Consider the following 25,782-nt stretch of genomic DNA (forward strand, 5'->3'; position numbering starts at 1 on the left):
AATCTATGCCAAACGTTTTCGTTCGTTAGAAGGGGGAATAACCATAGCTTCACGATATTTAGCAACGGTTCTTCTTGCTACTCTAATACCTCTGTCTGATAATACACCTGCAATTTTGCTATCGCTCAGAGGTTTAGTCGGTACTTCTACAGCAATTAGCTTTTTTATCATAGCACGAATCGCTGTAGATGAACATTCACCACCATTAGATGTATTAACATGACTAGAAAAGAAGTATTTTAATTCAAAAATGCCACGATGGGTATGAAGATATTTTTGGGTTGTCACCCTAGAAATGGTCGATTCATGCATACCTAATTCACTGGCAATATCATGTAATACCAGCGGTTTCATCGCTTCATCGCCATATTCAAGAAAACCTACTTGACGCTTTACAATACATTTTGCGACTTTTAATAAGGTTTCATGACGACTGTTTAAACTTTTAATAAACCAACGCGCTTCTTGTAAATGACTTTTTAGATTATTATTATCAGCACTTTTATTGGTTTTTGAAACTAGACTTGCATAATATGAATTGACACGAATTTTTGGTGCTAGATCAGAATTTAAGTCTACTTTCCATTGACCTTTTACTTTTTTTACGAATACATCAGGGATTATATAAGTGGTTTTAGGACTTTCAATTTCAGAACCGGGGCGAGGCTTTAAGGTTTGTATTAAGTCAACAACTTCTCGTAAATTTTCACGATTTAGCTTCATACGTTTAGTTAATTGTGCATAATCATGCGCCCCTAATAATGCCAAATGTTCTGTGATTAGCAGTTGAGCTTCTTTTAACCAAGGTGTATCAAGATCTAAGGTTTTTAATTGTAATAATAAAGATTCTTTTATATCTCTTGCGCCTATTCCAATAGGATCAAATTGCTGCACTCGATGAAGCACTGCTTCTATTTCATCAATCTCAACTTCTTCTTCATCTTCATCTTCATCTGTATCTCCTAGGCTTTCTTTTATATCTTCTAAAGAAGAACATAAAAAACCATCGCCATCTATTGCATCAATAATAGCTGTGGCGATTGCGCGATCTAAATCAGTAAAAGGAGTTAAATCTAATTGCCAAGATAGATGATCATATAAAGTTGGTGCAGCACTTTCTTGATTAATTAAAAAATCTTTATCATTTGCATTATTATTACTGGGTATATCATATGATCCGCTGGCGCCATCATAGATATCTTCCCATTCAATATCCGTACTTAATTCATCGGGAATATCGGTAGCTTCCTGTTCTTCAGAATCTTCTTCTTTTTTGTCTTCATTTTCAATCTCATAATCATCAGCAGTTTCCAGCATAATATTAGAATCTAATACTTGTTGAATTTCCATTTGTAATTCTAAATTAGATAATTGCAATAGACGAATCGCCTGTTGCAATTGAGGAGTCATAGTAATTTGCTGACCAAGACGTATTTGAAGACTTTGTTTCATAATAATTATTATTCTACAGTAAACCTACCGTTACAATTTAAATTCTTCTCCCAAATAAACTTTTCTCACCTGTTCATTATTAAGGATATTTTCTGGTGTACCTTCTGCAATTAATGTGCCTTCATTAACAATATAGGCGCGATCACATATATCCAAGGTTTCACGAACATTATGATCGGTAATTAAAATACCAATATCTAATTTAGATAAGTGCTTTATAATTCGTTGAATATCTAATACTGAAATTGGATCAACTCCAGCAAAAGGTTCATCTAATAACATAAAACGTGGTTCAGAAGCTAAAGCGCGTGCTATTTCGACTCGTCGTCTTTCACCACCTGATAGACTCATGCCTAAATTCTTTTTTAAGTGTGAAATATTTAATTCATTTAATAATGAATCTAAGCGTTCCAAAGCTTGTTTTTTGGTTAAATGTTTTTGCACTTCCAGAATTGCCATTATATTATCAGCAACTGTCAGTTTACGAAACACTGATGGTTCTTGTGGTAAATAACCTAGACCCATTTGGGCTCTTTTATGCATAGGTTGACGACTAATATCTTGTTTATCTAATAAAATAGTACCACTATCAGATATAACTAAACCAACAATCATATAAAAACTAGTGGTTTTACCAGCTCCATTTGGCCCTAGTAATCCAACTACTTCACCACTATTGACTTTTAAACTCACGTCTTTAACTACCAGACGAGATTTATATTGTTTTGCCAAATGTTGTGCTGATAATATGCTCATTACTTAGATTTTTTTTCAGGAGTAAAAGTCATTGTGATTCTGCCCCTTTTGCCTTTACCTTTATCGGCTCTAATAATTCCACGTTGAGTATCATAAGTAATTCTTGGTGCATTAGAAATATAATTATCTATGCCGTTGAGATTTTTTCTTAATTCTGCTTGTTTTCTCAAGTATATAATATTCTTAATGGCATTATATTCCATTTCCAATGCTTTGGCTTTTATAATTTCGCCATTATCAAGACGCTGTTGAAAACGAGATGGATTGCCTGTTGTGATTATAGTCTCAAGGTTTCGTTTTTTAGAATATTTAATATTCATAATATCAGAATTAATACGAATAGATCCTTGAATGACAATCACATCACCTTCATAATTCGCAATACCTTTGATATTATCAATGGTAGCTTTGTCTGCTTCAATTTGAATGGGTTGATCACGATCTGTTGAAAGTGCTAATGAGTTGACTGAGAATAGAAAGGATAAAGGAATGAGTAGTAATCTATGGTGTAACATAATAACCCCGTACTTTTGACAATAAATGAATTTTTTCTATAGGCATAAATACCTGCATTCCAACACTATGAGTTGTAGTCGTATTACTTATAATTGTAGATGCTTTTGCGGTTTCAGCATATTCTTTATTTAAGATAACCCATAAATCTTTAGATATAATTTTGAGCTGTTTTGTTGGATTAGGATGCAGTTTATGTAAATTAGCATTACCTAATAACCAGACCTCATTATTATTAGGTGAAATTTCACCTCGTTGTGAACGTACAGTCCATGTTGGTTTATCTTGTTTATAAAAGATCAAATATGGTTTTGTCAACTTAGTATTTATAGTTGGATAATGTGTCATTGTTTCTGCAAGTAGTTTATTTTTCAATCTACCTTGCTCATTTAATTGGACGCTAGTAAAATTTTTTAATGTGTAATCTGATAAATTAGGGTTAATCGTTGGATTTACCGAAAAGTCCTGTTCTAAACTATACATTAACCAAGTACTAGCCATAGCGAAAACGATTAAAACTAACCAGCCAGCCCAATTATTTATCATTACTTACTAATACCAAATTTACTTAATTCAGTTTCAAATGTCCCTTGCGCTTGCATGATTAATTCACATACTTCTCGTGCCGCACCACGTCCACCTATAGCTTGTGTTTGCCAATGAGAATGTTTTATGGTTAAAGCATGTGCATCACCAACTGCAATGGCTAATCCTACTTCTAACATTACTGGTATGTCAATTAGATCATCACCAACATAAGCTACTTGTTGTGGTTCTAGTTTTAATTTTGTAGCTAATTGCTTAAACGCGGCTAATTTATCCAATTGTCCTTGATAAACATGTTCTATGCCCAAGTTATCCATACGGTGTTTCACAACAGGCGAACTTCTTGCAGTTATTATAGCAATAATCACACCTGTTGATTGTAACATTTTCATACCTAAACCATCACGGGCATAAAATGCTTTATATTCTTGTCCTTCTGCATCAAAAAAAAGACTGCCATCAGTTAATACACCATCAACATCAAATATTACTAAGCGAATCTTAGCCGCTTTTTCAGATATAGTTTCCACAATTTAAACTACACCTGCTCGTAAAATATCATGCATATGCAATACACCAATTAAAGATTGTTGATCATCTACTACTAGTAGGGCTGTAATTTTTTTATTTTCCATTATATTCAGTGCCTCAACTGCTAAACAATCTGCTGTTATTGTTTCACAGTCTTTAGTCATTACAGAACTAATGTTTGTAGTATGAATATCATGTTTATTTTCAAGTGTTCTACGTAAATCACCGTCTGTAAATATACCTACTATATGTTTGTCATTATCAACAATTGCAGTTAAGCCTAAGCTTTTGCTTGTCATTTCTATTAAAGCATCGCTTAAACTATTGCTAGTAGTTATCATAGGTATTTTATCATTAACGTGCATAATATCACGAGTCAACAATAAAAGACGACGACCCAAGCTTCCAGCAGGATGAGAACGAGCAAAGTCTTCAGCACTAAATCCCCTTGCTTGTAATAAGGCAATCGCTAGGGCATCACCCATAACTAAAGATGCTGTAGTGCTAGCAGTAGGTGCTAATCCCAAAGGACAAGCCTCTTTTTCTACACTGACATCCAGATTTATAGTGGCTATTGTAGCTAAATTTGAAGATGGATTACCTGTGATACTAATCAAAGGGATATTCAAGCGTTTTATTAATGGTAAAATTGTTAAAATTTCATCTGTTTCACCAGAATTTGATAAGGCTAACACGACATCTTTAGCGGTAATCATTCCTAAATCGCCATGACTAGCTTCACCGGGATGTACAAAAAAAGCTGGAGTTCCAGTACTAGCTAAAGTTGCTGCGATTTTATTAGCAATATGTCCAGATTTACCCATACCAATAACGACAATACGTCCTTCACATTTCAGCATACATTCACAAGCATGTATAAATGTGTCATTAATTTTATGGGTAAGTGCTGCAATTGCTTTGGCTTCAGTATCTATAACTGCTAAGCCTAAAGTAAGAAATTCATTGTTTAACATTTTAATTAGAAAGAAAACGACGCATTACCTTTTGTAACTCTTTATCTTTGGGAAAATTTTGTAAAGCATTTTGCCATATAATTTTAGCTTCTTTTTGTTCACCATTTTGCCATAAAGCCTCGCCTAAATGTGCTGCAATTTCTGCATCAGCTTTTTTAGTGTAAGCTTTACGTAAATAAGCAATTGCTTCAACATACCTACCCATTTTATATAAAATCCATCCCATACTGTCTAATATATAATAATCATTAGGCTTTAATGAAAAGGCTTTTTGAATTAATTTATATGCTTCTGCATAACGTTGACTATTTTCAGCTAAACTATAACCTAATGCGTTAATTGCTGTTACATTGTCAGGATCTATGACTAATATACGTCGTAATTCTTGCTCTAATTTGGTTAAATTTCCCATTTTTTCATATAACAATGCTCGTAAATATAATATTTCAGTATTATCTGGATCTAATTTAATAGCTTTATTATAAGTATCCAATGCTTTATCATATAGTTTCGCATTAAACAGAAGCTCTGCTTCTAATTGCAATAAACGAATCGCATTTTTTGGATGATTTTCTGCCACTGTTTGAAGGTGATTAATTGCTTGTTCTAATTTACCTAATTTTTTTAGGATTAAAGCTATTTTTGTTTGAGCATTAATATAATTTGGTCCACCTTGAATTTGTTTATACCACTTAATTGCATTCTGAAAATCTTTTTCTCTTTGAGCAATTTGACCCAAGTAGTAGTTAGCACTATCTGCGCGTTCCACTTTGCTAGTTAATTTAGTAAAATATAGTTTAGCCGCACTATTATTATTCGTTTGTAAAGATAAAATTCCTAATGCGTATAAAATATCTGCCTGATTAGGATATTTTAATAATAATCTTTTAAATTCTTTTATGGATTCTTGGTAATTTCCATTATCAGCAAGCATACGCGCAAACATTAAACGCCATTCTTGTTTATCAGGGAATTTTTCTAAGGTTGTTCTTAGCCAATTTATGGCTGCTGTAATTTTATGTTGTTTTTCTAATATATAGGCATATAATGGTACAGCTTGTTCATGGTCAGGTACAATTTTCAACAGTTTCTTTAATACTGCTAAAGCTGGTGTTAATTTATTTGCATTAATCAATACACGAGCATAAATAAATAAAACAGTAGGATGATTGGGTTTATTTTTGACTAATCTCTGTAAAAATTTTAAGGCTCTTCCTTGTTTCTGTTGTTCTAACATACCTTCTAAGATGGTATTTAATTTTTCTGGGTTATCCTTTAAAATATTCAGTATAATATCTAAATGTTTTAAAGCTTCATCAGGACGTTTTTGATTTAAAAACAATTTACCTAAAATTTGATGAACATTAGGATTATTTGGAGTCAGACTTACCCAGAGACGAGCTGCATTCATTGCTAGATCATCTTGTTTTGCAAGGAATGCGATTTCTGTAGCACTTTCTGCTAATTTAGCATTTTTAGTTTTCTGAGCAACATCAAGAAAATATTGAGCCGCCAAAAGATTATTACCACGAAGTCTGGCAATTTCAGCAACCAAGATTTTATAAATTGCTTCTTCATGTTGCGAAACTAAATAGTGATCTTCTAAATATGGAATCACTTTGTTTTGCTTGGTATATGGTGCTGGCACCTCTTGAGCTACAGCACCGCCATATCGCAATTGACTGCTACACCCCATTAATATATTTGCGACTATAATCAGCCATATTTTATTTAAAATCGATTTCATTTTCACTTTTTAGCTCCAATTAATTAAGTATTTAATTAATTATTATAAATTATTTTTTAGTTATTACCAGTTATAATTACGGGATTTATTATGCGTCTTGTTCAAGAAGCCCTCACCTTTGATGATGTTTTGCTTTTACCTGCTTACTCTAATGTTTTACCAAAACAAGTAGAACTTCAAACACAATTAACCCGCGATATTAAGTTAAATATACCCTTAATATCAGCAGCAATGGATACTGTTACTGAAGCACGCCTTGCAATTTGCATAGCACAAGAGGGCGGTATTGGTATTATTCATAAGAATATGACCATTGAAGAACAAGCACGTCAAGTACATTTAGTGAAAAAATTCGAGAGTGGTGTTATTAAAGATCCATTTACTGTCACGCCTGATACCACAATTAAAGATGTTTTAGCTTTAACTCGCGCTCATAATATTTCTGGTGTACCTGTGGTAGAAAAGGATACTCTTGTAGGTATTGTTACTAATCGTGATTTGCGTTTTGACACACATTATGATAGCCCAGTAACCAGTGTTATGACCCCAAAAGAAAATTTAGTGACAGTACAAGAAGGAACAAGTAGTGATGAAGTTGCACATTTACTACATAAACATCGTATTGAAAAAGTACTGATAGTTAATGATGATTTTCAATTGCGGGGTATGATTACGGTAAAAGATATTCAAAAAGCTACTGAAAAACCTAATGCCTGTAAGGATGAACAAGAGCGTTTAAGAGTTGGAGCAGCAGTAAGCACTGGGGCTGATAGTAAGGCTAGAGTTACGGCTTTAGTTGAGGCTGGTGTGGATGTGATTGTGGTTGATACCGCACATGGGCATTCACAAAGTGTATTGGATCAAGTACGTTGGGTGAAGGATAATTATCCTGATGTACAAGTGATTGGAGGAAATATTGCTACTGCTGAGGCGGCTATAGCTTTACGTGATGCAGGTGTTGATGCTGTGAAAGTCGGTATTGGTCCGGGTTCTATTTGTACTACACGTATTGTGGCTGGAGTTGGGGTTCCACAAATTACTGCTATTGGCAATGTGGTACAAGCTTTAAGAAAATCAGGAATACCGGTTATAGCTGATGGTGGTATTCGTTATTCTGGTGATATTGCCAAAGCTATTGTAGCTGGGGCGCATTCGGTGATGTTAGGTGGTTTATTTGCTGGTACTGAGGAAGCTCCGGGTGAAGTTGAATTATATCAAGGACGTGCATATAAATCATATCGTGGAATGGGTTCTTTAGGTGCAATGTCGCAATCTGAAGGGTCTAAAGATAGATATTTTCAGGATCATGTTGAAACAGAAGCTAAATTTGTACCTGAAGGTATAGAAGGGCGTGTACCTCATCGAGGTAATTTAATTGATGTAATTCATCAGTTATTAGGCGGAGTACGTTCTAGTATGGGTTATACTGGTTGCCATACTTTAGAGGATATGCGTAGTAAACCACAATTTGTACGTGTTAGTTCTGCTGGAATGCGTGAAAGTCATGTTCATGATGTGTCAATTACTAAAGAAGCACCTAATTATCGTATGGAATCTTAATAAAAACCCCCCTAGGGGGAGTTCTATTATTCTACTCGCCCATAAGTATCATGATAACGGGTAATATCATCTTCACCTAAATAACTTCCTGATTGTACTTCAATCAGTTCTAAAGGTATTTTACCCGGATTTTCTAAGCGATGTTTTATGCCTAAAGGTATATAGGTTGATTGATTTTCGCTTAGAATAAAGTTTTCATCACCTTTAGTTATTCGCGCTGTACCTTTAACTACTATCCAATGTTCTGATCGGTGGTAGTGCTTTTGTAATGATAAACTTGCGCCGGGATTGACTGTTATGCGTTTAACCTGAAAGCGTTCTTCAGCATCAATACCTTCATAACTTCCCCACGGGCGATAGACTTGACGATGTAATTCTACTTCTGAGCGATTTTGCTGTTTTAGACGATTAACTATTTTTTTAACATCTTGAACATGATCTTTATGAGCAACTAAGACTGCATCAGCAGTTTCTACTATTGTTAAGTCTTTTATTCCTATAGCAGCAAGCAGACGATTTTCTGCACGTAAATAGCAATTTTGTGCATTTTCTGTTAATACATCGCCTAATATTACGTTATTATTGTCATCTTGTTCACTTACTTGCCATAAGGATGACCATGCTCCAACATCATTCCAGCCTGCATCTAAAGGTATTACTGCCGCTTGTTGAGTTTTTTCCATTACCGCATAATCTATGGATATACTAGGCGACTGTTCAAATGTTGTTTGATCTAAACGTAAAAAATCTTGATCTTGTTTTGCATTAGCTATAGTTTCGCGGCAAGCTGCTAAAATATCAGGTGCAAATTTTTCTAATTCACTGATATATTGTGATGCTTTAAATAGAAACATGCCGCTATTCCAATAATATTCTTTAGAATCAACATATTGTTTGGCAGTTTCTAAATCAGGCTTTTCAACAAAGCGTTCAACTGATATTCCTTGGGCTTTAATATAACCATAGCCAGTTTCTGGACTTTTAGGAACTATGCCAAATGTTACCAAATTATTTTGTTCGGCTAAGCTTACGCCCTCTATCACTGCTTCAGAAAATTTATTGGTTTCAGAAATAAAATGATCAGCAGGTAATACTAATAATAAGGCATCTGCTGGAGCCATTAAGGCAGCAATTGCAACTGCGGGTGCGGTATTACGTCCAATTGGTTCTAAAACAATATGCTCTGCATGAACATCAATATTACGTAACTGTTCAGCGACTAAAAATCTATGAGTTTCATTACAAATGATCATAGGATCAGCCTGATTTGGCAAATCTTGTAAGCGCGTTATAGTATTTTGCAATAAAGTTTGTTCATTGACTAAGGGTAATAATTGTTTAGGATAATGTTCACGTGACAAGGGCCATAAGCGGCTACCTACGCCGCCAGAAAGAATTACAGGAATTAGCATATTATTTTTTTACGTACCATTGATAAATCAGAATCTGTATCTACAGATAGAGGTGGATTCTTAGTGGTAATAGTCAAAATGCTTTTGCCGGCTTGTAAAAAACGTAATTGTTCTAGTTTTTCCATATTTTCTAAATCACTATCAGGAAGTAAATGATAATTTTCAAGAACTTGTCTTTTATAAGCATAAATACCCACATGTCCCCAAAACTGATGATGATTTAACCAATTTTCTGGTTCCAGATCACGCACATAAGGAATTGGGCTGCGGGAGAAGTACAAGGCATAACCATCATGCCGGCGAGTCACTTTAACTAAATTTGGATCAAATAATTTGTGATTGTCATTAATCAAACAAATAGGCGTTACAATATCAGGTAATGGCTTGGTATTTTCAAATACCTCAACTAATTGATTAATTAATGTTGGCTCAATTAGCGGCTGATCAGCTTGTACATTAATGATAATATCTGCCGCTAATTTGTCTAATATACTTACAATACGTTCAGTTCCTGACACGCAATCGCTATCAGTCATCCAGACATTACCACCCCAACTCTGTACAAGTTGCATAACCTGTTCAGAATCAGTAGCAATATGTACTTCATCAACTGCCTGCAAGCAACGATTGTAAACATGCCATAACATCGAGTGCCCAGCAATATCAAGTAAAACCTTATTTGGTAAGCGCGTAGAAGCTAAACGTGCAGGAATTACTACGATAGTTTTCATGACAATAATCTTTGATTTAACTCTTCTAAACGTTGTGGAGTACCAATATCCAACCATTCACCTTGATAATGTTCTCCAGTAACTTTGCCCATTTCCATAGCTTTAATTAATAAAGGCACCAAAGAAAAACGCCCGGCTGTACAATTAGCAAATAAATCTGGATGATAAACACCTATTCCACTAAAGGTTAAACGCGGTGTAGCTTCAGAATCAACCTTGTTATCTTTAAGATGAAAATCACCTTTTAAATTATGTTCAGGATTATTAATCAAAATTAAATGAGCTAATCCAGTTAATGAGCTAGGTATTTGATTAAAATGATAATCACACCAAACATCTCCATTTACCACTAAAAAAGGAGAATTTCCTAATAAGGGTATTGCATTAAAAATGCCACCACCAGTTTCCAAGGCGGTTCCTTCTGGGGAATAATATAATTGCGCCCCATACTGTTCACCAGTTCCTAATGTACGCTCAATCTGTTCACCTAAATAAGCATGGTTAATCACAATCTCAGTAAAACCTGCGGCTACTAAATTTTGAATATGATATTCAATTAGACACTTTCCAGCTATTTTTAATAAAGGTTTAGGGCAAGTATCCGTTAATGGGCGCATACGTTCACCACGCCCCGCCGCAAGTATCATTGCTCGCATTTAAATCCTCCTATGTGTTTATAGCTTTACTTAATTTATGTAAAGCGGCAAGTTCTGGGTATTCAGCAGTTATATTAACAATATAATTAATAGTTCTGGGAATATCTTTTAAATAACCAGACTTTCCATCACGATGATAAAGACGAGCAAAAATACCACTAGCTTTTAAGTGTCGCTGCACACCCATCCAATGAAACCAACGTAAAAAATCTTTTTCATCAACATTATTTAGTAGCCCATTTTGTTGTAATCGTGTATAATGTTGGCTTGCCCAAGTTGTAATTTGATCCTTAGACCATGTTATGTAACAATCTTTTAATAAAGATACTAAATCATAAGTAATAGGACCTTTTACAGCGTCTTGAAAGTCTAAAATTCCGGGACTTTTTGAGTTGCAAATCATTAAGTTACGTGAATGATAATCACGATGAACAAAAACTTGGGGTTGAGATAGAGCGCAATCACTTAATAAATCTAAACAATTTTCTAAATCCTTACGCTCAGTGTCTGATAAAGTGAGATTTAAATGTTTATCCAATAACCAATCTATGAATAAATTCATTTCCTTATGTAATAATTGACGATCATATAAGGGTAAGTCATCACTATTAGCATGAACTTGCATATGGGCTAAAGCTTCTAAAGCATTTCCATATAATTGATCAACTCGTTGTTCATTTAAAGCTGGTAAATATAATTCAGAACCTAAATCAGTTAATAATAAAAACCCTTGATCAAGATCACTGGCAATAATATGAGGAACATTTAAGCCAATGGTTTTTAAACGTTCGGCAATATTAAGAAAGGGGCGACAATCTTCTTTAGAAGGCGGCGCATCCATTACTATATGCGGCACATCATCTATAATGATACGAAAATAACGACGAAAACTAGCATCGTTAGTTATAGCTACAATTTGAGGATTATCAATCTTCAATTCAGATGCTAACCATTTGGTTAAATTATCTACACGCTCAGACATTATTTAAAAACCTAAACTTTTAATAAGCCGTATATTATATACAAATTTTGTTGTTTTAGCAGTAGTCAAACATTACTTGACTAATTTCAGTTTATAATGTATAATGCTTATCAAATATATATTAATATATGATAATATACTTAAATAAAGGAGACTTATGTCCGCACTCACATTAAATATGAAACTTGCAGTGCCGGGTACTAATATCGAAGCTTATGCGCAATCTATAAAAGCTATTCCTATGCTAACGGTTGAACAAGAACGTGAATTAGGTAAATGCTTGCGTAATGATAATGATCTTGAATCTGCGCGTGTGCTTGTAATGTCACATTTACGATTTGTAATGCACATCGCTCATAGTTATCGTGGATATGGATTGCCACAATCAGATTTAATTCAAGAAGGCAATATTGGGTTGATGAAAGCGGTTAAACGTTTTGATCCTAATGTTGGTGTACGTTTAGTATCTTTTGCTGTACATTGGATACGAGCAGAAATTCATGAATATATATTACGCAATTGGCGTATTGTAAAGGTTGCTACAACTAAATCACAACGTAAATTGTTTTTCAATTTACGTGGTGCAAAAAAACGTATTGGATGGTTTAATTACGCTGAAATTCTACGTGTTGCAGAAGATTTAGGTGTTAGTGCTAAAGATGTACGTGAAATGGAAACACGTCTTAGCACTCATGATTTAGCTTTTGATGCCCCTAGTGATACTGATGAAGAATCAGACATAATTTGCCCTGCTGGTTATTTAGAAGATAATCGTTATAATCCAGCTGAGATTGCAGAAGTAGATGACTGGATAGCATTTGGGCATGGGCGATTATATGATGCGATTGGAAAATTAGATCTTCGCAGTCAAGATATTTTAAAACAACGTTGGTTAAGTGAAGACAAATCCACTTTACAACAATTAGCTGTAATTTATAAGGTTTCAGCGGAACGTATTCGTCAAATTGAAAATAATGCAATGAAAAAACTTAAAAAGAGTATTTCTTTAGCATAGTATGTCTGATAATATCTGCTATCATTGCGGTTTGCCTGTTCCTCATAATTTAGATGTATATGTGCATATAAATGGTGAGGATCAAGCTATGTGTTGTCATGGTTGTCAAGCTGTGGCACAAGCTATTGTTGATTCTGGGCTGCAAGATTTTTATAAACATCGTACTGAGAATGCTCCTACGGGGCAAGATTTGATTCCTGATGTTCTGGTTTATGATAATCCTAAAATTCAAAAACGCTTTGTACGTTCTGAAGGGGAACATGTACGTGAAGCTGCTTTGATTTTAGAAGGTATTACTTGTGCCGCTTGTATTTGGTTGAATGAGCGTCATTTACTTAGTTTAGATGGTGTTATTAATGTACAAGTCAATTATTCTACTCATCGCGCTCAAGTGCGTTGGGATAATTCGCGTATTCAGTTAAGTGAAATTCTACAAGCTATTAGTGCTATCGGCTATATAGCTCATCCCTATGATCCTGCTCAGCAACAAGAAATTTTAGAACGTGAACGTAAGCAACAGTTATTTCGCATCGGGATTGCTGGAGTTTTAGCTGCACAAATTATGATGTTTTCGATAGGTTTATATTTTAATGATATTGAGGCTGAATTTAAAAGTTTATTTTCTTGGATCAATCTGGTATTAACAATCCCCCTTATTGCCTATGCGGCACAACCGTTTTATAAAAATGCTTGGCGCGATGTTAGTCATAAGCAAGTTGGAATGGATGTTCCTATTGTTGTGGCTATTAGTTTGGCGTTTCTTGGTAGTGTTTATGCGGTTTTAAGTGGTGATGGAGATGTTTATTTTGATTCTATTGCGATGTTTGTGTTTTTGTTGCTTACGGCTCGCTATTTTGAGTTTATTGCTCGACAACGTAGTGCTAGTGCCGCTGAAAGTTTAGTGCATTTGGTGCCTACTATGGCAACTCGTTTACGTGATAGGCAAGAAGAATCTGTATTAGTGGCTGATTTGGAAATTGGTGATATAGTGCTAATTCGCCCGGGTGAAAATGTGCCGGCTGATGGGGTTATTGTTGAAGGTAAATCTAGTATTGATGAATCTTTGTTGACTGGGGAAAGTTATCCAGTAGTAAAAAATACTGGGGAAGAGATCATTGCTGGCAGTGTTAATATTGATAATCCATTAAAAATACAAGTGCATAAAGTCGGCACAGAAACAGTATTATCACATATTTTACGTTTATTAGAACGCGCTCAAACAGAAAAACCTGCTATCACTAAATTGGCTGATCAAGTTGCTTCATGGTTTGTATTAGGGGTGCTGATTTTAGCGTTGTTGGTGACTATTTATTATGCAGAATTAGCAATTACACTTTCAGTATTAGTAGTTACTTGCCCATGCGCCTTATCATTGGCTACACCTACAGCTATAACTGCTGCCACTAGCAGTTTAACGAAAATCGGTTTATTGACAACTAGAGCTTATGCTTTAGAAACTTTAGCGCAAGCAACACATTTTGTGTTTGATAAAACTGGTACTTTAACTGAAGGGCATTTACGTTTATTAAGTTGTGATACTGAATATTTGAAATATGCCGCTGCATTAGAACAAAATTCTGAACATCCAATTGCAAAAGCTATAATAGCCGCTGCACCAGAATTGAGTCTTTATGCAAACAATGTTTGTAATTATCCCGGTGCTGGAATACAGGGAGATATTGATAATAGAACTTATTTTTTAGGTACAGCGGCGTTTATTAAACAAAAAACTGGAATTTCTTATAAAGAAGAAACTGTTAATACTTTGGTATTATTAGCAGATAAGGATAAAATTTATACTGCTTTTACATTTGAGGATACAATACGCGACGGTGCCAAAGAATTAGTAGAATCATTAAAACTACAAGGCAAATCAGTAAGTATTTTAAGTGGCGACAATGAACAAGCTGTTAGAAAAATTGCGAATGCTGTAAATATTGAAGATATAAAAGCAGCATTAACACCAGAACAAAAATTGCAACAAGTAAAAAACTTACAAGACAAAGGAGCAATTGTTGCAATGATAGGAGATGGAGTAAATGACGCTCCTGTATTAGCACAAGCTCAGGTGTCAATTGCAATGGGTAGCGGCACTCAAATAGCACGTGCCAGTGCTGATATGATTTTACTTACAGAACAATTGCCTAACTTAATAACAGCTATTTACACTGCTCGCAAAACTTTGAGTATTATCCGTCAAAATGTTACATGGGCAATTGGATATAATGTGATTGCTTTGCCAGCGGCGGCGGCAGGATTGGTAGCTCCTTGGATGGCTGCTATAGGGATGTCACTTAGTTCTTTGTTGGTGGTAACAAATGCTTTGCGGTTGTTGAGGCGTTAATTAACCACAAACTAGAAATAGGAAGTGAGGCTTTAGCCTCATTATGGATAATGTTGTAATAAAATATTAACAATTTCATTCAAGGTTTCATAAACTATTTTCGGCTTCAGATGGGTTGCTGATGGTAACTTGCGAGGATTTTTTCCATGTGCAACCCAATCTCTATATTCTAATATTTGCTTTGCTACTCCAATAATATTTTTACCGCCAATGCTAGTAAATAAGCTATCCTTTAAAAATTCTAAAATATCAGCAGGTTTCCAATATTCTACTTCTTTATAAAGATGTTGATAAAAAGAATCAGCTAATGTAGGAGGTTGCATAGATTTTTTTAGTGCTGTAGCTTTTTGTTGTAGATAGTCTCTAACAAATCGTTCAAAGCTTGCCCATAAACCCAAGATAAATAAATCTTTATTATCCTTTTCTGTTTGTTGAATTAACAATTCAATATTATCTTGTGTTGGAAATTTGGTATGGTTCAGTAGATGACGTTGATACTTTAATAATTCTGCTTGACAATCAATGTTTTGAGTATTAGTTTGTCTAATAACTCTTTTAACTACCTTAAAAGAATTTTCTGATATTTGAAAAGAAACCCATAAGGATGGCAAAGGATTAACCAATGGGTTAAAACTCATAATCGCTTACCAACGTGATTAAATCTTTGAACAGAATTTGGTTCATCAAATGAGCTTTATTTCTATAACTATCTTCTATCCAATACCAACCATTTTCATTAATTCCCTTATACATTGGACGATTTTGACCATATCTATCTGTTATCATTAACCCCCCCTTTAACATATAAATAATGGATTCAGTGCCAACTTTACCTTCCATTTCAATTAAACCTTCTCCGAGTAGCACCGAAGTACCTTTTGATAATAAGTTTGCTAATATTTCTCCATTTTTGGTTTTAATGGATAACTGAGCCGCTTGATAATTCCCTAATGCTTCTCTTATATCTATATTGCTAGTTTCCAAAATAAATGGTTCATCTTGCAACCAATTTTTGATGTTGATATGTAGTTGATTAATAGCTTGTAAGTATATTTGCTGTTTTGGTTCAGGGTTTTTATGTGATTGTTGTTTCATTGTTCATCTTTCCATTCAGGTTTTTGGTTTATCATATCCTCACCGTTTTCTATTACTTAATATAGACTACCACAAATATGATTTTTATTCACTACTAACAAAGCTATATTCCCCAATTTAGTACAACGAATAAACCTCAACACACACAAAAAACTACATGGATTACATATAAACAGGGAGTTTTATCCTTACTTACATGCAATCTCTGTAGTTAATAAATATCCCCGTAAATAACCCCAAAAAAAAAATTGCAAGGGGGGAATTCCCCCCTTGCATCCCCCCTTTAAAGGCAAAATGGTAAAAGTGATAAAGTTTAAAGGGTTACGAGCCTGGAGACCCGGAAGCCCACGATGTTGTTGCGGTTCGTCGGCTTGCTCCTGCCGCGGACAGCCGAGCGCACGCTCCTCGCGCTGCTGATCCACGAGCCGCCGCGAAGGGACAAACGGCTTCCAGTTATAACACATTGTTTTTCTTTGCCTTTATATTTATTTTCAAATTCAGAACACGTCCACTCCCATACATTCCCTGAAGTATCATATAAACCAAATTTATTATCTTTATAATTTCCCACTGGAGAAGTTTTACCAGGATATCCGCCATAATTTGCTTTACTTTTATCAATCTCATTACCCCACCAATGCTTAGTTTCCGTACCAGCTCTAGCTGCATATTCCCATTCAGCCTCAGTAGGAAGACGATAATTTTTACCTGTTTGATTACTAAGCCATTTTGTATAAGCTGTAGCATCATTCCAACTCACACATGTCACTGGATGATTGTTATTTTGAGAAAAATTAGGATTACGCCAATTTACACCTTTTACATGCTTCCAACCATCTTTATATGCATAACAACTACCTTTTTTGTCTGCATCAGTTCGATAAGCAGTTGCATTAACAAATTTGCTAAATTGACCTTTTGTCACCTCATACATCCCCATAGCAAACTTCCCAACCGAAACCCGATGCACTGGTTTTTCATCATAATTACCACCACCTTGAATATCACCCATTCTAAAAGAACCAGCCGGGATTTTAACCATTTTTGGACCCAAACCGCCATCTCTTAAACGATCTTGAAAGACTTTTTTACTGCTGGCAGGAATAGGTTTTGGTTTTGGTTGAGGAACAACATTTGCTACTTGACAACCACCAAAACAAAATGGAGTTCGCAACGAAGCATTATACCAAGGTTCTTGCTTGCCCCTACTTTCCTGCAACACCGCACTGCTTACCTGCATAAACATATCATCTATACGTTGATGAGTTTTATTGGCGGAACTTAACGCTGAAATCAGATGTGAAGTAAATAAACCATTACGTCCATTTCGACTGACATCAGCAGCAATATCTCCATCCGCCGTCGCAAAAGCAATAATTGAACCTCGATTTTGCATTTGCTTTAATCCACGACTGGAATTTTTACCAATGCTACGATAAGGTTTATCACGACACGCATCTAATACAATAATATTCATATCAGTTTTCGCATTGTTCATAGTTTGCAAAACTTTACTAGCTGGCACTGCTTCATATTGCAAATCGTCTGCTGTTCTTATAGATTCATTATCTATAGGCAGCAGATAATTTTCACCATCACCACGCGCCCCATGTCCAGAATAATAAAACCAACCAATACTACTGCGGCTTGCTTTCAAACGCTGCCCAAACTCATGGATGGCATTATTCATAGCGCGGCGATCTAAATCAGTTTTCAAAATAACCTCAAAACCGATTTGTCCTAACACCCGCGCTACATCTGTCGCATCATTAACAGTATTTGCCAATACGCCATATTTGTATTGGCGATTACCTATGACTAACGCCAATTTTTTAGAATTTCTGGATACAACTTGCGTGTTTGCAGGCACAACATACATACCCTTACCACTTGTCGTGCTTGTTTCACAGCCACTGAGCAATAGTGCTGTAATCATAAATATAAATATTTGTTTCATAATAGACTCCTCTATAAATGTTTAGTCTCAACAATCAGTGGCACCACTGTTTTGCCATGACTTACTGCCGAAAATTCAATTTTCGATTTAGTATATTTGATGTCAGATGGTATCACACTTTGATTGCCAAGTGCTTTTTTTACTTTAGTGACAAAATCACCAGAAGCCGCCGCAACTTCTTGCCGTATCGCTTCTATATCTAATTCTTCTTTGGCATATAAGACACAAAGAAAATCGCTGCCCACAGTGTCATCCATTGCAATATAATGATCTTCATCTGGAATGGCTACTTCATTGCCATTATAAGTAAGGGCTGGACTTATTCCCTTTTTATGGGGGAATATTGGATAAATTCCTCCAGTCAAATCTGAAGCAAAAGCATATACATAAGCTGGTTCATTATTAGAAATATATAACCTGAATCTAGTACCAGAACGGTATGCTTTTTTAATTTTATAATGTTCTCCCATCCATTTTGCTTGCATTCATCTATTAATTCAAAGGCATATTTTATCCAAATATAACCGCCATTGCCCCAGCCTGTCCCCCAACTGTTATTTCAAACGCTCCGCCATATTTATCTTCGTCATAACTAATCACTGTCATCGCGTGTCCACCGTAATTAGTAGTTGGATTTTCATTGGCTGCTGGTTGCCAAAATTTATTCCGTGGTCTGAGAAGCGCGTGCCGGCACTACATACAACCTACGACTCAAAGGTGCTTTCAATAGCACCTTATTATACGCGCCATCATCAAAAATCAAGCCCTTTCGATATTGGGATTGAGCCAAGACATTGTTTGATGTTTGGCTTGATGAATCTTTGACATTCTCACAAGATATTTATAGCTTTATTTTCAATAAGATAAATTGTAGGTTGGGTTAGATTTTTTTACGCAGTAAAAAAACGTAACCCAACAGAGCGTGATAAATGTTGGGTTACGCTCAATAAGCTAACCCAACCTACGATATAAAGTAAAAACTACTGGGGAAGAGATCATTGCAGGCAGTGTTAATATTGATAATTCATTAAAAATACAAGTGCATAAAGTCGGCACAGAAACAGTATTATCACATATTTTACGTTTATTAGAACGCGCTCAAACTGAAAAACCTGCTATCACTAAATTGGCTGATCAAATTGCTTCATGGTTTGTATTAGGGGTGCGAATATTCGTGATATTTTCAGCGTTTGGGCAGCAATCACCAAAGAAGCATCTGCTAAATCCATCGGACGATCATGATATATTTCCATCAATTTCAGCATCACGTCTAGCTATTTCTTTAGAAACACTTTGCCAAGGAATTTGTTGATTCTCTGTTGCAACTGCAACCTTATTAGTAACATAAGTCAACATATCCGACACACTGATATTAGGTCTATTTTTCAAAGCTCTAACTAAATATTGAGTATAAACACTATTAGGTGTTCTTTCGCTACTTTTTTAATATAACCCTTATTTCATTTTATCTAAAACCCAACTAGAATTAACCGCTTGAGTCTTAATATTAGCATCGACAGGAATCATTTATTATATTAGTAAATTTATTAACAGCGCATTTCATAGCATCATTAAGCGGATTAGCCAACCAATGGGCTTTTTTATTATAATTAGAATTAACAAAAATACTTAATATTATGTAAATATGTTAAAATATTTGTGATAAGTGTATTAAGGTTTTGTCTTTTAGACATGAATAAAGTTGTCAATATGCTAATATAAGTTATGGATAGTTTTAATTTTGAATGGAATAAAAACAAGAATCAGTCAAACCATGAAAAACATGGTGTCAGAAACCGTAATTCAATTAGAGTTATCTCCGCCCGAAAAGCAAACAAACTGGAATACATAAGGCTGACCTATTATGTATTTATGAATATTAGCGGCAATAGTTGGCATTTTTGCCAGTAAGCGAATCGCTGCTTCATAACGATGTTCTGGATTTTTTATATCTTGAACTTGATCAGGATAATAGCTTGATAATGCTCCTACCACACCAACAAGCATTGACATTGGGTGAGCATCATGTCTAAAGCCTTTGTAAAAGTCGAGCAAGCCCTCATGCAACATTGTATGATGATTGATATTGTTTGTTGTTGTGTAGGTAGTTCACCATTTATTAATAAATTATTGAAGGTACGCATAAAGAGATTTATAAAAATAGTTTTGCTTTTATACGGCGTAATTTACATCATATTCAAAATGGGCAAAGTGTGAATTCAGTGGGAGAATGAGAAATCCTCTTTTAGCTTCTCATGGTAGTCATATTTTACCTTATCGTGGTTTAGGTACTGGTATTCCTAGAGCTTTAGAATATTATAATGATATAGAAATTATTGATGATCGCGCTGCTAATCAATTTAAGATAATAATAAAACGTAGTGTTCCTCAAAGCTGACAGGTTTTTTAAACCTGTCAGCTCTTTTTCTTTACCGTGATACGGAATTTACACAAGATTTGATTTTCTTAGGTTTTCTGAGTTTATCAGAAACTGGGCAACTTACGACTTTAAATTCAACCCGGCGATCAATTGCATCTTGAGCATTGTCAGTGCCAGAACCAACAAGGTTTGCTGCCCAAGCTTTACCGGTACTTTTTGACTTTTTCTTTACACGATTATAATATGGTTGCAATTTTTGTTGAATTGCTTCTGCACGATTTAAAGATAATCTACAATTGTACTGCAATTTTCCAGTGTGACTACTATGCCCTACAATATTTAAACAGAGATTATTTTTCTTAAAGTATTTACCTATTTGACGTAACCAAATAGGATATTCGGCTTTTAACTTACGATCAAAGCTTGTTTTGCTGACTAAAAAGAGAAATTTAATTCCTAAAGTATTATATTCTTCAATACTCAATGCAACCAACTTTCCAAAAGCTTTTTCAGCAGCTTTCAAATTTCTTAAATGAATGTTAGTTCTATATAAACCAACATACACATTCATCATTTTCTTTTTTTCAAGCGATTGCTGTTTAGTAACTTGAGTATATAAGCGTAATGCTGTTTGATAATCTTTATTTTCATAAGCTGCATCAGCTTTAGTTATTAATGCACCTGCTTTTAAAAAGCTTTTATAATGACTTGGAGTTTGTGCGCCAATATTAAGTTTTACTACTTCTTCAGCGATACTTTGAGAACCTTGAATAACCATAGGGCTTTCTTTCACTGTGACATAATCCAAATTTTTATTGGAAATCCAAACGTCTGATTTTGCGACGACTTGACTAGTTTTTTTATCTATTACAGATGATATAGCATGATAAAAATTCCCTTTTTTACGGTATGGTTCATAAAGAATCACACCGTGCATAACATAGTTAGCTTGACTTCTATTTTCGGGAATTAAGCGTTTGATAGTGAATTTATCGGCAAAATTTTTCTTAGTTTCCCTAAAAACAATCCGCTCAATTTGCCGACTCACTTTTACAACTTGATGACTTTTGGTATCAATAAATGGTTCAAGCACGATATTTTTTTGACCAAAACCGTCTAACATTCCTTGCTTATTTTTTACTTGTATTAGTAAACTATTTGCTAACATAGGAATCGCCTCATTAAAGCTAATGGGCAAGTCAGAAGTTTGAGCAACAGGTGTAGAAACACATGATGCCAATAATGAAATACTTAATAAAGTAATCGGTAGTTGTATGTGATTAAGTTTTAAATTTGACAAGTTTTTTTAAACTCCTGTTGTTGAGATGTAAGAGGGGGAAATCCCATAGATTCTGCTCTACGAATTTCTTCGCAATCGCAGTTTTTACAAGAAGAAATGGTTTGTTCTTGTTGTTGTATTTGCTTTTGCTGCTTACGTTTTATTTCTGCTTTTTTAGCATCTGCTAAACGTTCTTGCTGCTTACGTTTTATTTCTGCTTTTTCAGCAGCTAAAAGTTTTTGCTGCTTACGTTGCCTTCTTTCTTCAGCTAAACGTTTTTTTTCATCTTCAATTTGTTCATGATTTATTGTTCTAGCCAAATAAATATCCTCACCATCTAAAGAGGTAGATTCCCATGGTGTTTGTCTTTTTTTAGTTTGTTTTTGAACAGCATTGCGTACTTTTTTGAATATTTCTTCAAGATATAAATCTTGATCAAGAATAAACTTTTTTAAATACATAGTATAAGGGCTATTGCGTCCAACACCATCTTCTGCCACTTTACCGGGCGATGTCGCATAAGCAATTAGTGAACCACTAGGTGCTGTAATTTGCGCCAATCCCTTTCGTACAGCTCTTGTTCCATTTTTAAAGGGGTTATTACGACAAGCGTCAAGAACGATAATATTTACCTGATTATTAGCTTCTTCCATATTAGATAAAACATATTCAATTGGTATTGATTTGTATTTAATTGCAGATACTGTTGGCTCAGATATATCAGCAGGAATCATATAATTCATGCCTTCATATTGCACACCATGCCCAGAAAAATAAAACAATCCAATAATATCATTACCCAGTTTCTTTTTAAAGTTCTTAATTGCTAAATCCATTGATTCATAGTTAGCATTTTTTAGAAATATGACATCAAATCCTAATTTTTTTAGAGAAGCATTCATATCTTCTGCATCATTCACTGGATTTTTTAATGGTGCAAATTTATAATCAGCATTACCAATGATTAAAGCAACACGTTTTTTTGAAATTACCTGTGTTTGTTGAGGTGAAGTATCAGGTATTATTTCAAAACCTTTATTTTTAGTAGGTTTAGGTTCATTACAAGCAAATAATATTATTAATAATGTTATCAATAAATATAATTTTTTATTCTTCATGGTCTTAACTCCTTAATAAAGATTAATAGGATTTAATAATTTTAACATATATAATATAGTAATTACAAACAGAAGAATGAAAAATAATAAAACGCCCGTTATGGTAAAACTACAGGGATTGCATATAAGCAAGGATAAAACTCTTTATAAGAAAATCCCTGTAGTTATCTTGACAAATAACAACAAACTATTGCGTTCCGCCACTTAGCTGCGCTGACTCCGTATCGTATCGTTGTACTAACTGAATACAGTATTGAGTACAACGAATAAATATCAACACAGTAAAAAAATTCGCCGCAGCGCGGGGCTTTAAGTGTAAAAGGACAAAAGCAAAAAGTGCTAATTTGTCCACGCAGCGCTAACTATACGAAAACCAATGTAGTTATCATGATAGAGATCTGAGAACATGCTCCGGCTAGCAGTCCGAACCCCCCAAGGTTTATTGAACCATGAACCACCGCGAATCACTAGGAAATTTTCACCAGCAGTACTAACAGTCCATTCCCAGACATTTCCTACAGTGTCATATAAGCCAAACTTATTAGGAGCAAACGAACCAACCAGCCCGAATAACCACCATTTTTGGACCTAAACTGCCACTTCTTAAAGGATCTCGAAAGACTTTTCCAGCTAAATTAATAGTTTGTTGTTGTAATTGTGCTTCTAAACGAGCTATTTTGGCATCACGTTCAGCTAATTCTTTAGAAACACCACAACGACTAAAACAAAAAATATCTTTCATAGAACCACTTTGCCAAGGAATTTGCCTATTACCAGTTTCACCAGCAACCTTATTAGTAACATAAGTCAACATATCCGACACACTCAAATTAGATCGAGTTTTCAAAGCTCTAACTAAATATTGAGTATAAACACTATTGAATTAACCGCTTGATATTGAATATCTGCTTGAGTATTAATATCAGCATCAACAGGAATCAAATAATTATGAGAATTATTATCCTGTAAACCATGCCCAGAAATTTAATCACTGAGTAAAATTATTAACAGCGCGTTTCATAGAATTATGATCAATATCCTGTTTTAAAATCACATTAAAGTTCAAACCTCTCAACACAGCAGCCATATCAGCAGCATCATTAAGCGGATTAGCCAACCAATCGGCTTTTTTATTATAATTAGAATTACCAATAATCAAAGCCAAACGAGGCAAATTATCAGTAGCGGTAAAACTTGTCGAAGAACTACTAGAACCTACCGAAGAACTAGAATTACCATCACCTTTAGTCTGATTAGAAGCCTGACAGCCACTAATTAATATTACTAATATTACTAAAAAATATTTTTTTATCATTTGAAATTCCTATTACTTTAGACCTGACAGGTTTTAAAAACCTGTCAGGTCTGACCATGAATTATTTATTGTCATTTTATTAAAAATTCGTTATTATTTTAACTTAAATTTAAACTAAGGAGAATAGTATGTTTATAAAAAACCAATTTATATTGACCATTATTTGTATAACTTTAGCTCCATTAGCTTGGGCTGATAACTATCCAACTACAGCGGCAGAAATTGTAAATGCCTTAAGTTCATCGCCGTGGCAAAGAAAATCCTATAACCAAGATAAAAATATCGGTGGCTTTGCATCAGATATACCTACAGTTATAGCAGCAATTAAAAACTTAATAGAAATTGGTGGCCATACAGATAGTAGGGGTGGTTGGAATTACAACAAATATTTATCAAAGCGTCGCGCTAGTTCAGTAAAACGATTCCTAATTAGACAACGAATAAATAGCCGACAATTAAAAGTAGCTGCCTATGGTGAAAGTAAACCAATAGCAACTAATCGTACAAATAGTGGGCGAACTAAAAATCGTCGAGTTGAATTTAAACGATTGAATTAAAAATAGAATTGGAGAAAATAAATTAATATAGGTATAATTAGCTTGTGTGCGACTATTGTTAGTATTTATATAGACAAAAATTGGCCTGATGACGGTCTACCACTTCCTCAACCGCCACTAAAATTTAAAATCGACTACCTCTATCGCCACAAAGATCAATTTGAATTCAAACCACTAACCAACACAGCTAGATTAAAGAATGGTGATCTTTATAAAATAATTTTCACGCCAATAGAAAAATCTTATGTATATATGTTTCAAACCGATTCAAAATCGAACAAGATAGTACAACTATTTCCAAGGTATAAATTTAAAGGTGTAAAATTAAATAACTCTAATCCAGTAATAGCGGCTAAAACTTATCACATCCCTAAAAAAGGCATCTCATTTACCTTAGACAACAACAGCGGCACAACTGAAACAATATATTTTATAGCGGCGCGTGAACCACATTTTGAATTAGAACAACTATATAAAGAAATAAAAATAGCTCAAAACAAAACAATTGGTGAACAACAATATATGGTAGAAGCAGCAACAGTGTCAGGATTTATGGAGATTTGTGATAAGTGTATTAAGGTTTTGTCTTTTAGACATGAATAAAGTTGTCAATATGCTAATATAATTAGAGTTATCTCCGCCCGAAAAGCGACTAAAAAGGAGGCAAAAGTTTATGAAAGAGGAATATGATTTTGAAAATATTAAAGGGCATAAAAACCCTTATGCTTCAAAACTAAAACAACAAATTACGATTAAAGTAGAAACTGATATATTAGAAGATTTCCAAAACGAATCAAAACAAACTGGAATACCCTACCAAGAATTAACTGACAGGTTTTAAAAAACCTGTCAGCTTTATTCA

29 protein-coding genes and 2 pseudogenes are annotated in these 25,782 nt (G+C 34.5%); 8 read left to right on the top strand and 23 right to left on the bottom strand.

The features are described from left to right. Positions 1-3: 3 nt before the first annotated feature. From BHU68_RS02670 to BHU68_RS02700, 7 genes are read right to left on the bottom strand one after another with little or no spacing between them, the layout of a single operon-like run. Positions 4-1,452, bottom strand: a complete 1,449-nt coding sequence (locus BHU68_RS02670) for an RNA polymerase factor sigma-54 (protein WP_069470575.1) — start codon at positions 1,450-1,452, stop codon at positions 4-6. 30 nt (positions 1,453-1,482) lie between these two features. After that, positions 1,483-2,208 carry an LPS export ABC transporter ATP-binding protein gene (lptB, locus tag BHU68_RS02675; protein ID WP_069470574.1) on the bottom strand — a complete coding sequence of 242 codons (726 nt, stop codon included), beginning with the start codon at positions 2,206-2,208 and terminating at the stop codon, positions 1,483-1,485. Beyond that, positions 2,208-2,723: a lipopolysaccharide transport periplasmic protein LptA gene (gene lptA, locus BHU68_RS02680; protein ID WP_069470573.1), complete on the bottom strand. Its 516-nt coding sequence runs from the start codon at positions 2,721-2,723 to the stop codon at positions 2,208-2,210. The genes lptB and lptA overlap by 1 nt, the downstream gene beginning before the upstream one ends. After that, complete coding sequence (lptC, locus tag BHU68_RS02685; RefSeq protein ID WP_069470572.1) at positions 2,710-3,267, bottom strand: LPS export ABC transporter periplasmic protein LptC; 558 nt, start codon at positions 3,265-3,267, stop codon at positions 2,710-2,712. The genes lptA and lptC overlap by 14 nt, the downstream gene beginning before the upstream one ends. Beyond that, positions 3,267-3,797, bottom strand: coding sequence for a 3-deoxy-manno-octulosonate-8-phosphatase KdsC (kdsC, locus tag BHU68_RS02690; protein WP_069470571.1), 531 nt, complete (start codon positions 3,795-3,797; stop codon positions 3,267-3,269). Before kdsC ends, lptC begins: the two co-directional genes overlap by 1 nt. 3 nt (positions 3,798-3,800) lie before the next feature. Next, positions 3,801-4,772, bottom strand: a complete 972-nt coding sequence (locus BHU68_RS02695) for a KpsF/GutQ family sugar-phosphate isomerase (RefSeq protein WP_069470570.1) — start codon at positions 4,770-4,772, stop codon at positions 3,801-3,803. Position 4,773: 1 nt separating this feature from the next. Then, positions 4,774-6,519, bottom strand: a complete 1,746-nt coding sequence (locus tag BHU68_RS02700; RefSeq protein WP_069470569.1) for a tetratricopeptide repeat protein — start codon at positions 6,517-6,519, stop codon at positions 4,774-4,776. Positions 6,520-6,609: 90 nt separating this feature from the next. On the opposite strand from BHU68_RS02700, the gene guaB reads away from it, so the two are divergent. Then, complete coding sequence (guaB, locus tag BHU68_RS02705; protein WP_069470568.1) at positions 6,610-8,079, top strand: IMP dehydrogenase; 1,470 nt, start codon at positions 6,610-6,612, stop codon at positions 8,077-8,079. A 26-nt stretch (positions 8,080-8,105) separates the two neighbouring features. Here the strand turns inward: guaB and BHU68_RS02710 are convergent, their stop codons facing one another. Genes BHU68_RS02710 through BHU68_RS02725 form a run of 4 tightly spaced genes read right to left on the bottom strand, consistent with a single transcriptional unit; the run spans position 8,106 to position 11,860 of the window. Continuing rightward, positions 8,106-9,491 carry a mannose-1-phosphate guanylyltransferase/mannose-6-phosphate isomerase gene (locus tag BHU68_RS02710; protein ID WP_069470567.1) on the bottom strand — a complete coding sequence of 462 codons (1,386 nt, stop codon included), beginning with the start codon at positions 9,489-9,491 and terminating at the stop codon, positions 8,106-8,108. Continuing rightward, positions 9,485-10,222: a 3-deoxy-manno-octulosonate cytidylyltransferase gene (gene kdsB, locus BHU68_RS02715; RefSeq protein ID WP_171899486.1), complete on the bottom strand. Its 738-nt coding sequence runs from the start codon at positions 10,220-10,222 to the stop codon at positions 9,485-9,487. The genes BHU68_RS02710 and kdsB overlap by 7 nt, the downstream gene beginning before the upstream one ends. Further along, on the bottom strand, positions 10,219-10,878 hold the full coding sequence (murU, locus tag BHU68_RS02720; protein WP_069470566.1) for an N-acetylmuramate alpha-1-phosphate uridylyltransferase MurU: 660 nt from the start codon (positions 10,876-10,878) through the stop codon (positions 10,219-10,221). Before murU ends, kdsB begins: the two co-directional genes overlap by 4 nt. Before the next feature lie 10 nt (positions 10,879-10,888). Further along, positions 10,889-11,860: an aminoglycoside phosphotransferase family protein gene (locus tag BHU68_RS02725; RefSeq protein ID WP_069470565.1), complete on the bottom strand. Its 972-nt coding sequence runs from the start codon at positions 11,858-11,860 to the stop codon at positions 10,889-10,891. A gap of 157 nt (positions 11,861-12,017) precedes the next feature. Between BHU68_RS02725 and rpoH the strand changes: the two genes are divergently transcribed. Both rpoH and BHU68_RS02735 read left to right on the top strand, forming a co-directional pair. After that, positions 12,018-12,875 carry an RNA polymerase sigma factor RpoH gene (rpoH, locus tag BHU68_RS02730; RefSeq protein WP_069470564.1) on the top strand — a complete coding sequence of 286 codons (858 nt, stop codon included), beginning with the start codon at positions 12,018-12,020 and terminating at the stop codon, positions 12,873-12,875. 1 nt (position 12,876) lies between these two features. Beyond that, a complete protein-coding gene (locus tag BHU68_RS02735; protein WP_069470563.1) occupies positions 12,877-15,219 on the top strand; it encodes a heavy metal translocating P-type ATPase in 2,343 nt (780 codons plus the stop codon). A 41-nt stretch (positions 15,220-15,260) separates the two neighbouring features. On the opposite strand, the gene BHU68_RS02740 is transcribed toward BHU68_RS02735, so the two are convergent. From BHU68_RS02740 to BHU68_RS02755, 4 genes are all read right to left on the bottom strand, one after another. Beyond that, the gene (locus BHU68_RS02740; RefSeq protein ID WP_069470562.1) at positions 15,261-15,857 is read right to left on the bottom strand and encodes a hypothetical protein; all 597 of its coding nucleotides are present in this window, start codon (positions 15,855-15,857) and stop codon (positions 15,261-15,263) included. Next, a complete protein-coding gene (locus BHU68_RS02745; RefSeq protein WP_069470561.1) occupies positions 15,847-16,314 on the bottom strand; it encodes a hypothetical protein in 468 nt (155 codons plus the stop codon). Before BHU68_RS02745 ends, BHU68_RS02740 begins: the two co-directional genes overlap by 11 nt. 313 nt (positions 16,315-16,627) lie before the next feature. Next, positions 16,628-18,271, bottom strand: a complete 1,644-nt coding sequence (locus BHU68_RS02750; protein ID WP_069470560.1) for an SUMF1/EgtB/PvdO family nonheme iron enzyme — start codon at positions 18,269-18,271, stop codon at positions 16,628-16,630. 11 nt (positions 18,272-18,282) lie between these two features. Next, the gene (locus BHU68_RS02755) at positions 18,283-18,756 is read right to left on the bottom strand and encodes a DUF4384 domain-containing protein (RefSeq protein WP_069470559.1); all 474 of its coding nucleotides are present in this window, start codon (positions 18,754-18,756) and stop codon (positions 18,283-18,285) included. Between the two features lie 503 nt (positions 18,757-19,259). Between BHU68_RS02755 and BHU68_RS18205 the strand changes: the two are divergent. After that, positions 19,260-19,454: pseudogene (locus BHU68_RS18205) on the top strand (P-type ATPase); the annotation flags it as partial. On the opposite strand, the gene BHU68_RS18210 reads toward BHU68_RS18205, so the two are convergent. The 3 genes from BHU68_RS18210 to BHU68_RS16235 form a co-directional block, all read right to left on the bottom strand. Beyond that, complete coding sequence (locus tag BHU68_RS18210) at positions 19,393-19,524, bottom strand: hypothetical protein (protein WP_256359177.1); 132 nt, start codon at positions 19,522-19,524, stop codon at positions 19,393-19,395. The pseudogene BHU68_RS18205 and the gene BHU68_RS18210 overlap by 62 nt on opposite strands. Then, positions 19,508-19,660, bottom strand: a complete 153-nt coding sequence (locus tag BHU68_RS18215; protein WP_171899627.1) for a hypothetical protein — start codon at positions 19,658-19,660, stop codon at positions 19,508-19,510. The genes BHU68_RS18210 and BHU68_RS18215 overlap by 17 nt, the downstream gene beginning before the upstream one ends. Before the next feature lie 414 nt (positions 19,661-20,074). Continuing rightward, the gene (locus BHU68_RS16235; RefSeq protein ID WP_256359179.1) at positions 20,075-20,356 is read right to left on the bottom strand and encodes a citrate/2-methylcitrate synthase; all 282 of its coding nucleotides are present in this window, start codon (positions 20,354-20,356) and stop codon (positions 20,075-20,077) included. Between the two features lie 145 nt (positions 20,357-20,501). Here BHU68_RS16235 and BHU68_RS17080 point away from each other — a divergent pair, with 145 nt between their 5' ends. Beyond that, positions 20,502-20,669, top strand: a complete 168-nt coding sequence (locus BHU68_RS17080; protein ID WP_171899626.1) for a hypothetical protein — start codon at positions 20,502-20,504, stop codon at positions 20,667-20,669. A 31-nt stretch (positions 20,670-20,700) separates the two neighbouring features. On the opposite strand, the gene BHU68_RS02765 is transcribed toward BHU68_RS17080, so the two are convergent. The 5 genes and pseudogenes from BHU68_RS02765 to BHU68_RS02780 form a co-directional block, all read right to left on the bottom strand. Next, positions 20,701-21,951 (bottom strand): OmpA family protein, encoded by a 1,251-nt coding sequence (locus BHU68_RS02765; protein WP_069470556.1) that lies wholly within the window; start codon positions 21,949-21,951, stop codon positions 20,701-20,703. Continuing rightward, complete coding sequence (locus BHU68_RS02770) at positions 21,939-23,048, bottom strand: caspase family protein (RefSeq protein WP_069470555.1); 1,110 nt, start codon at positions 23,046-23,048, stop codon at positions 21,939-21,941. Before BHU68_RS02770 ends, BHU68_RS02765 begins: the two co-directional genes overlap by 13 nt. A gap of 339 nt (positions 23,049-23,387) precedes the next feature. Continuing rightward, a complete protein-coding gene (locus BHU68_RS18220) occupies positions 23,388-23,612 on the bottom strand; it encodes an SUMF1/EgtB/PvdO family nonheme iron enzyme (RefSeq protein WP_083234939.1) in 225 nt (74 codons plus the stop codon). Beyond that, positions 23,590-23,916: pseudogene (locus BHU68_RS02775) on the bottom strand (hypothetical protein); the annotation flags it as partial. The gene BHU68_RS18220 and the pseudogene BHU68_RS02775, both read right to left, overlap by 23 nt. A gap of 120 nt (positions 23,917-24,036) precedes the next feature. Next, positions 24,037-24,363: a caspase family protein gene (locus BHU68_RS02780; RefSeq protein ID WP_069470553.1), complete on the bottom strand. Its 327-nt coding sequence runs from the start codon at positions 24,361-24,363 to the stop codon at positions 24,037-24,039. A 128-nt stretch (positions 24,364-24,491) separates the two neighbouring features. Here BHU68_RS02780 and BHU68_RS02785 point away from each other — a divergent pair, with 128 nt between their 5' ends. The 3 genes from BHU68_RS02785 to BHU68_RS16690 all read left to right on the top strand — a co-directional run bounded on the left by BHU68_RS02785 (position 24,492) and on the right by BHU68_RS16690 (position 25,761). Further along, positions 24,492-24,920, top strand: coding sequence for an OmpA family protein (locus tag BHU68_RS02785; protein ID WP_069470552.1), 429 nt, complete (start codon positions 24,492-24,494; stop codon positions 24,918-24,920). 42 nt (positions 24,921-24,962) lie between these two features. After that, positions 24,963-25,523 carry a DUF4384 domain-containing protein gene (locus tag BHU68_RS02790; protein ID WP_069470551.1) on the top strand — a complete coding sequence of 187 codons (561 nt, stop codon included), beginning with the start codon at positions 24,963-24,965 and terminating at the stop codon, positions 25,521-25,523. Between the two features lie 70 nt (positions 25,524-25,593). Further along, positions 25,594-25,761 carry an antitoxin gene (locus BHU68_RS16690; RefSeq protein ID WP_102135569.1) on the top strand — a complete coding sequence of 56 codons (168 nt, stop codon included), beginning with the start codon at positions 25,594-25,596 and terminating at the stop codon, positions 25,759-25,761. The last annotated feature ends 21 nt before the right edge of the window (positions 25,762-25,782 follow it).

This window comes from Candidatus Marithrix sp. Canyon 246 (assembly GCF_001723685.1).
Classification (GTDB): Bacteria; Pseudomonadota; Gammaproteobacteria; order Beggiatoales; family Beggiatoaceae; genus Marithrix.

Bases quoted from the DNA above. Each gene is read 5' to 3' on its own strand.
- BHU68_RS02700 (WP_069470569.1), bottom strand. From the start codon at position 6,519: ATGAAATCGATTTTAAATAAAATATGGCTGATTATAGTCGCAAATATA.
- BHU68_RS02750 (WP_069470560.1), bottom strand. From the start codon at position 18,271: ATGAAACAAATATTTATATTTATGATTACAGCACTATTGCTCAGTGGC.
- guaB (WP_069470568.1), top strand. From the start codon at position 6,610: ATGCGTCTTGTTCAAGAAGCCCTCACCTTTGATGATGTTTTGCTTTTA.
- BHU68_RS02785 (WP_069470552.1), top strand. From the start codon at position 24,492: ATGTTTATAAAAAACCAATTTATATTGACCATTATTTGTATAACTTTA.
- BHU68_RS02725 (WP_069470565.1), bottom strand. From the start codon at position 11,860: ATGTCTGAGCGTGTAGATAATTTAACCAAATGGTTAGCATCTGAATTG.
- BHU68_RS02710 (WP_069470567.1), bottom strand. From the start codon at position 9,491: ATGCTAATTCCTGTAATTCTTTCTGGCGGCGTAGGTAGCCGCTTATGG.
- lptB (WP_069470574.1), bottom strand. From the start codon at position 2,208: ATGAGCATATTATCAGCACAACATTTGGCAAAACAATATAAATCTCGT.
- lptA (WP_069470573.1), bottom strand. From the start codon at position 2,723: ATGTTACACCATAGATTACTACTCATTCCTTTATCCTTTCTATTCTCA.
- BHU68_RS02695 (WP_069470570.1), bottom strand. From the start codon at position 4,772: ATGTTAAACAATGAATTTCTTACTTTAGGCTTAGCAGTTATAGATACT.
- BHU68_RS02770 (WP_069470555.1), bottom strand. From the start codon at position 23,048: ATGAAGAATAAAAAATTATATTTATTGATAACATTATTAATAATATTA.
- BHU68_RS02780 (WP_069470553.1), bottom strand. From the start codon at position 24,363: ATGATAAAAAAATATTTTTTAGTAATATTAGTAATATTAATTAGTGGC.
- BHU68_RS02670 (WP_069470575.1), bottom strand. From the start codon at position 1,452: ATGAAACAAAGTCTTCAAATACGTCTTGGTCAGCAAATTACTATGACT.
- BHU68_RS02755 (WP_069470559.1), bottom strand. From the start codon at position 18,756: ATGCAAGCAAAATGGATGGGAGAACATTATAAAATTAAAAAAGCATAC.
- BHU68_RS18210 (WP_256359177.1), bottom strand. From the start codon at position 19,524: ATGGAAATATATCATGATCGTCCGATGGATTTAGCAGATGCTTCTTTG.
- BHU68_RS02745 (WP_069470561.1), bottom strand. From the start codon at position 16,314: ATGAAACAACAATCACATAAAAACCCTGAACCAAAACAGCAAATATAC.
- BHU68_RS02740 (WP_069470562.1), bottom strand. From the start codon at position 15,857: ATGAGTTTTAACCCATTGGTTAATCCTTTGCCATCCTTATGGGTTTCT.
- murU (WP_069470566.1), bottom strand. From the start codon at position 10,878: ATGCGAGCAATGATACTTGCGGCGGGGCGTGGTGAACGTATGCGCCCA.
- rpoH (WP_069470564.1), top strand. From the start codon at position 12,018: ATGTCCGCACTCACATTAAATATGAAACTTGCAGTGCCGGGTACTAAT.
- kdsB (WP_171899486.1), bottom strand. From the start codon at position 10,222: ATGAAAACTATCGTAGTAATTCCTGCACGTTTAGCTTCTACGCGCTTA.
- BHU68_RS16690 (WP_102135569.1), top strand. From the start codon at position 25,594: ATGAAAGAGGAATATGATTTTGAAAATATTAAAGGGCATAAAAACCCT.
- BHU68_RS02735 (WP_069470563.1), top strand. From the start codon at position 12,877: ATGTCTGATAATATCTGCTATCATTGCGGTTTGCCTGTTCCTCATAAT.
- BHU68_RS17080 (WP_171899626.1), top strand. From the start codon at position 20,502: ATGAGAAATCCTCTTTTAGCTTCTCATGGTAGTCATATTTTACCTTAT.
- lptC (WP_069470572.1), bottom strand. From the start codon at position 3,267: ATGATAAATAATTGGGCTGGCTGGTTAGTTTTAATCGTTTTCGCTATG.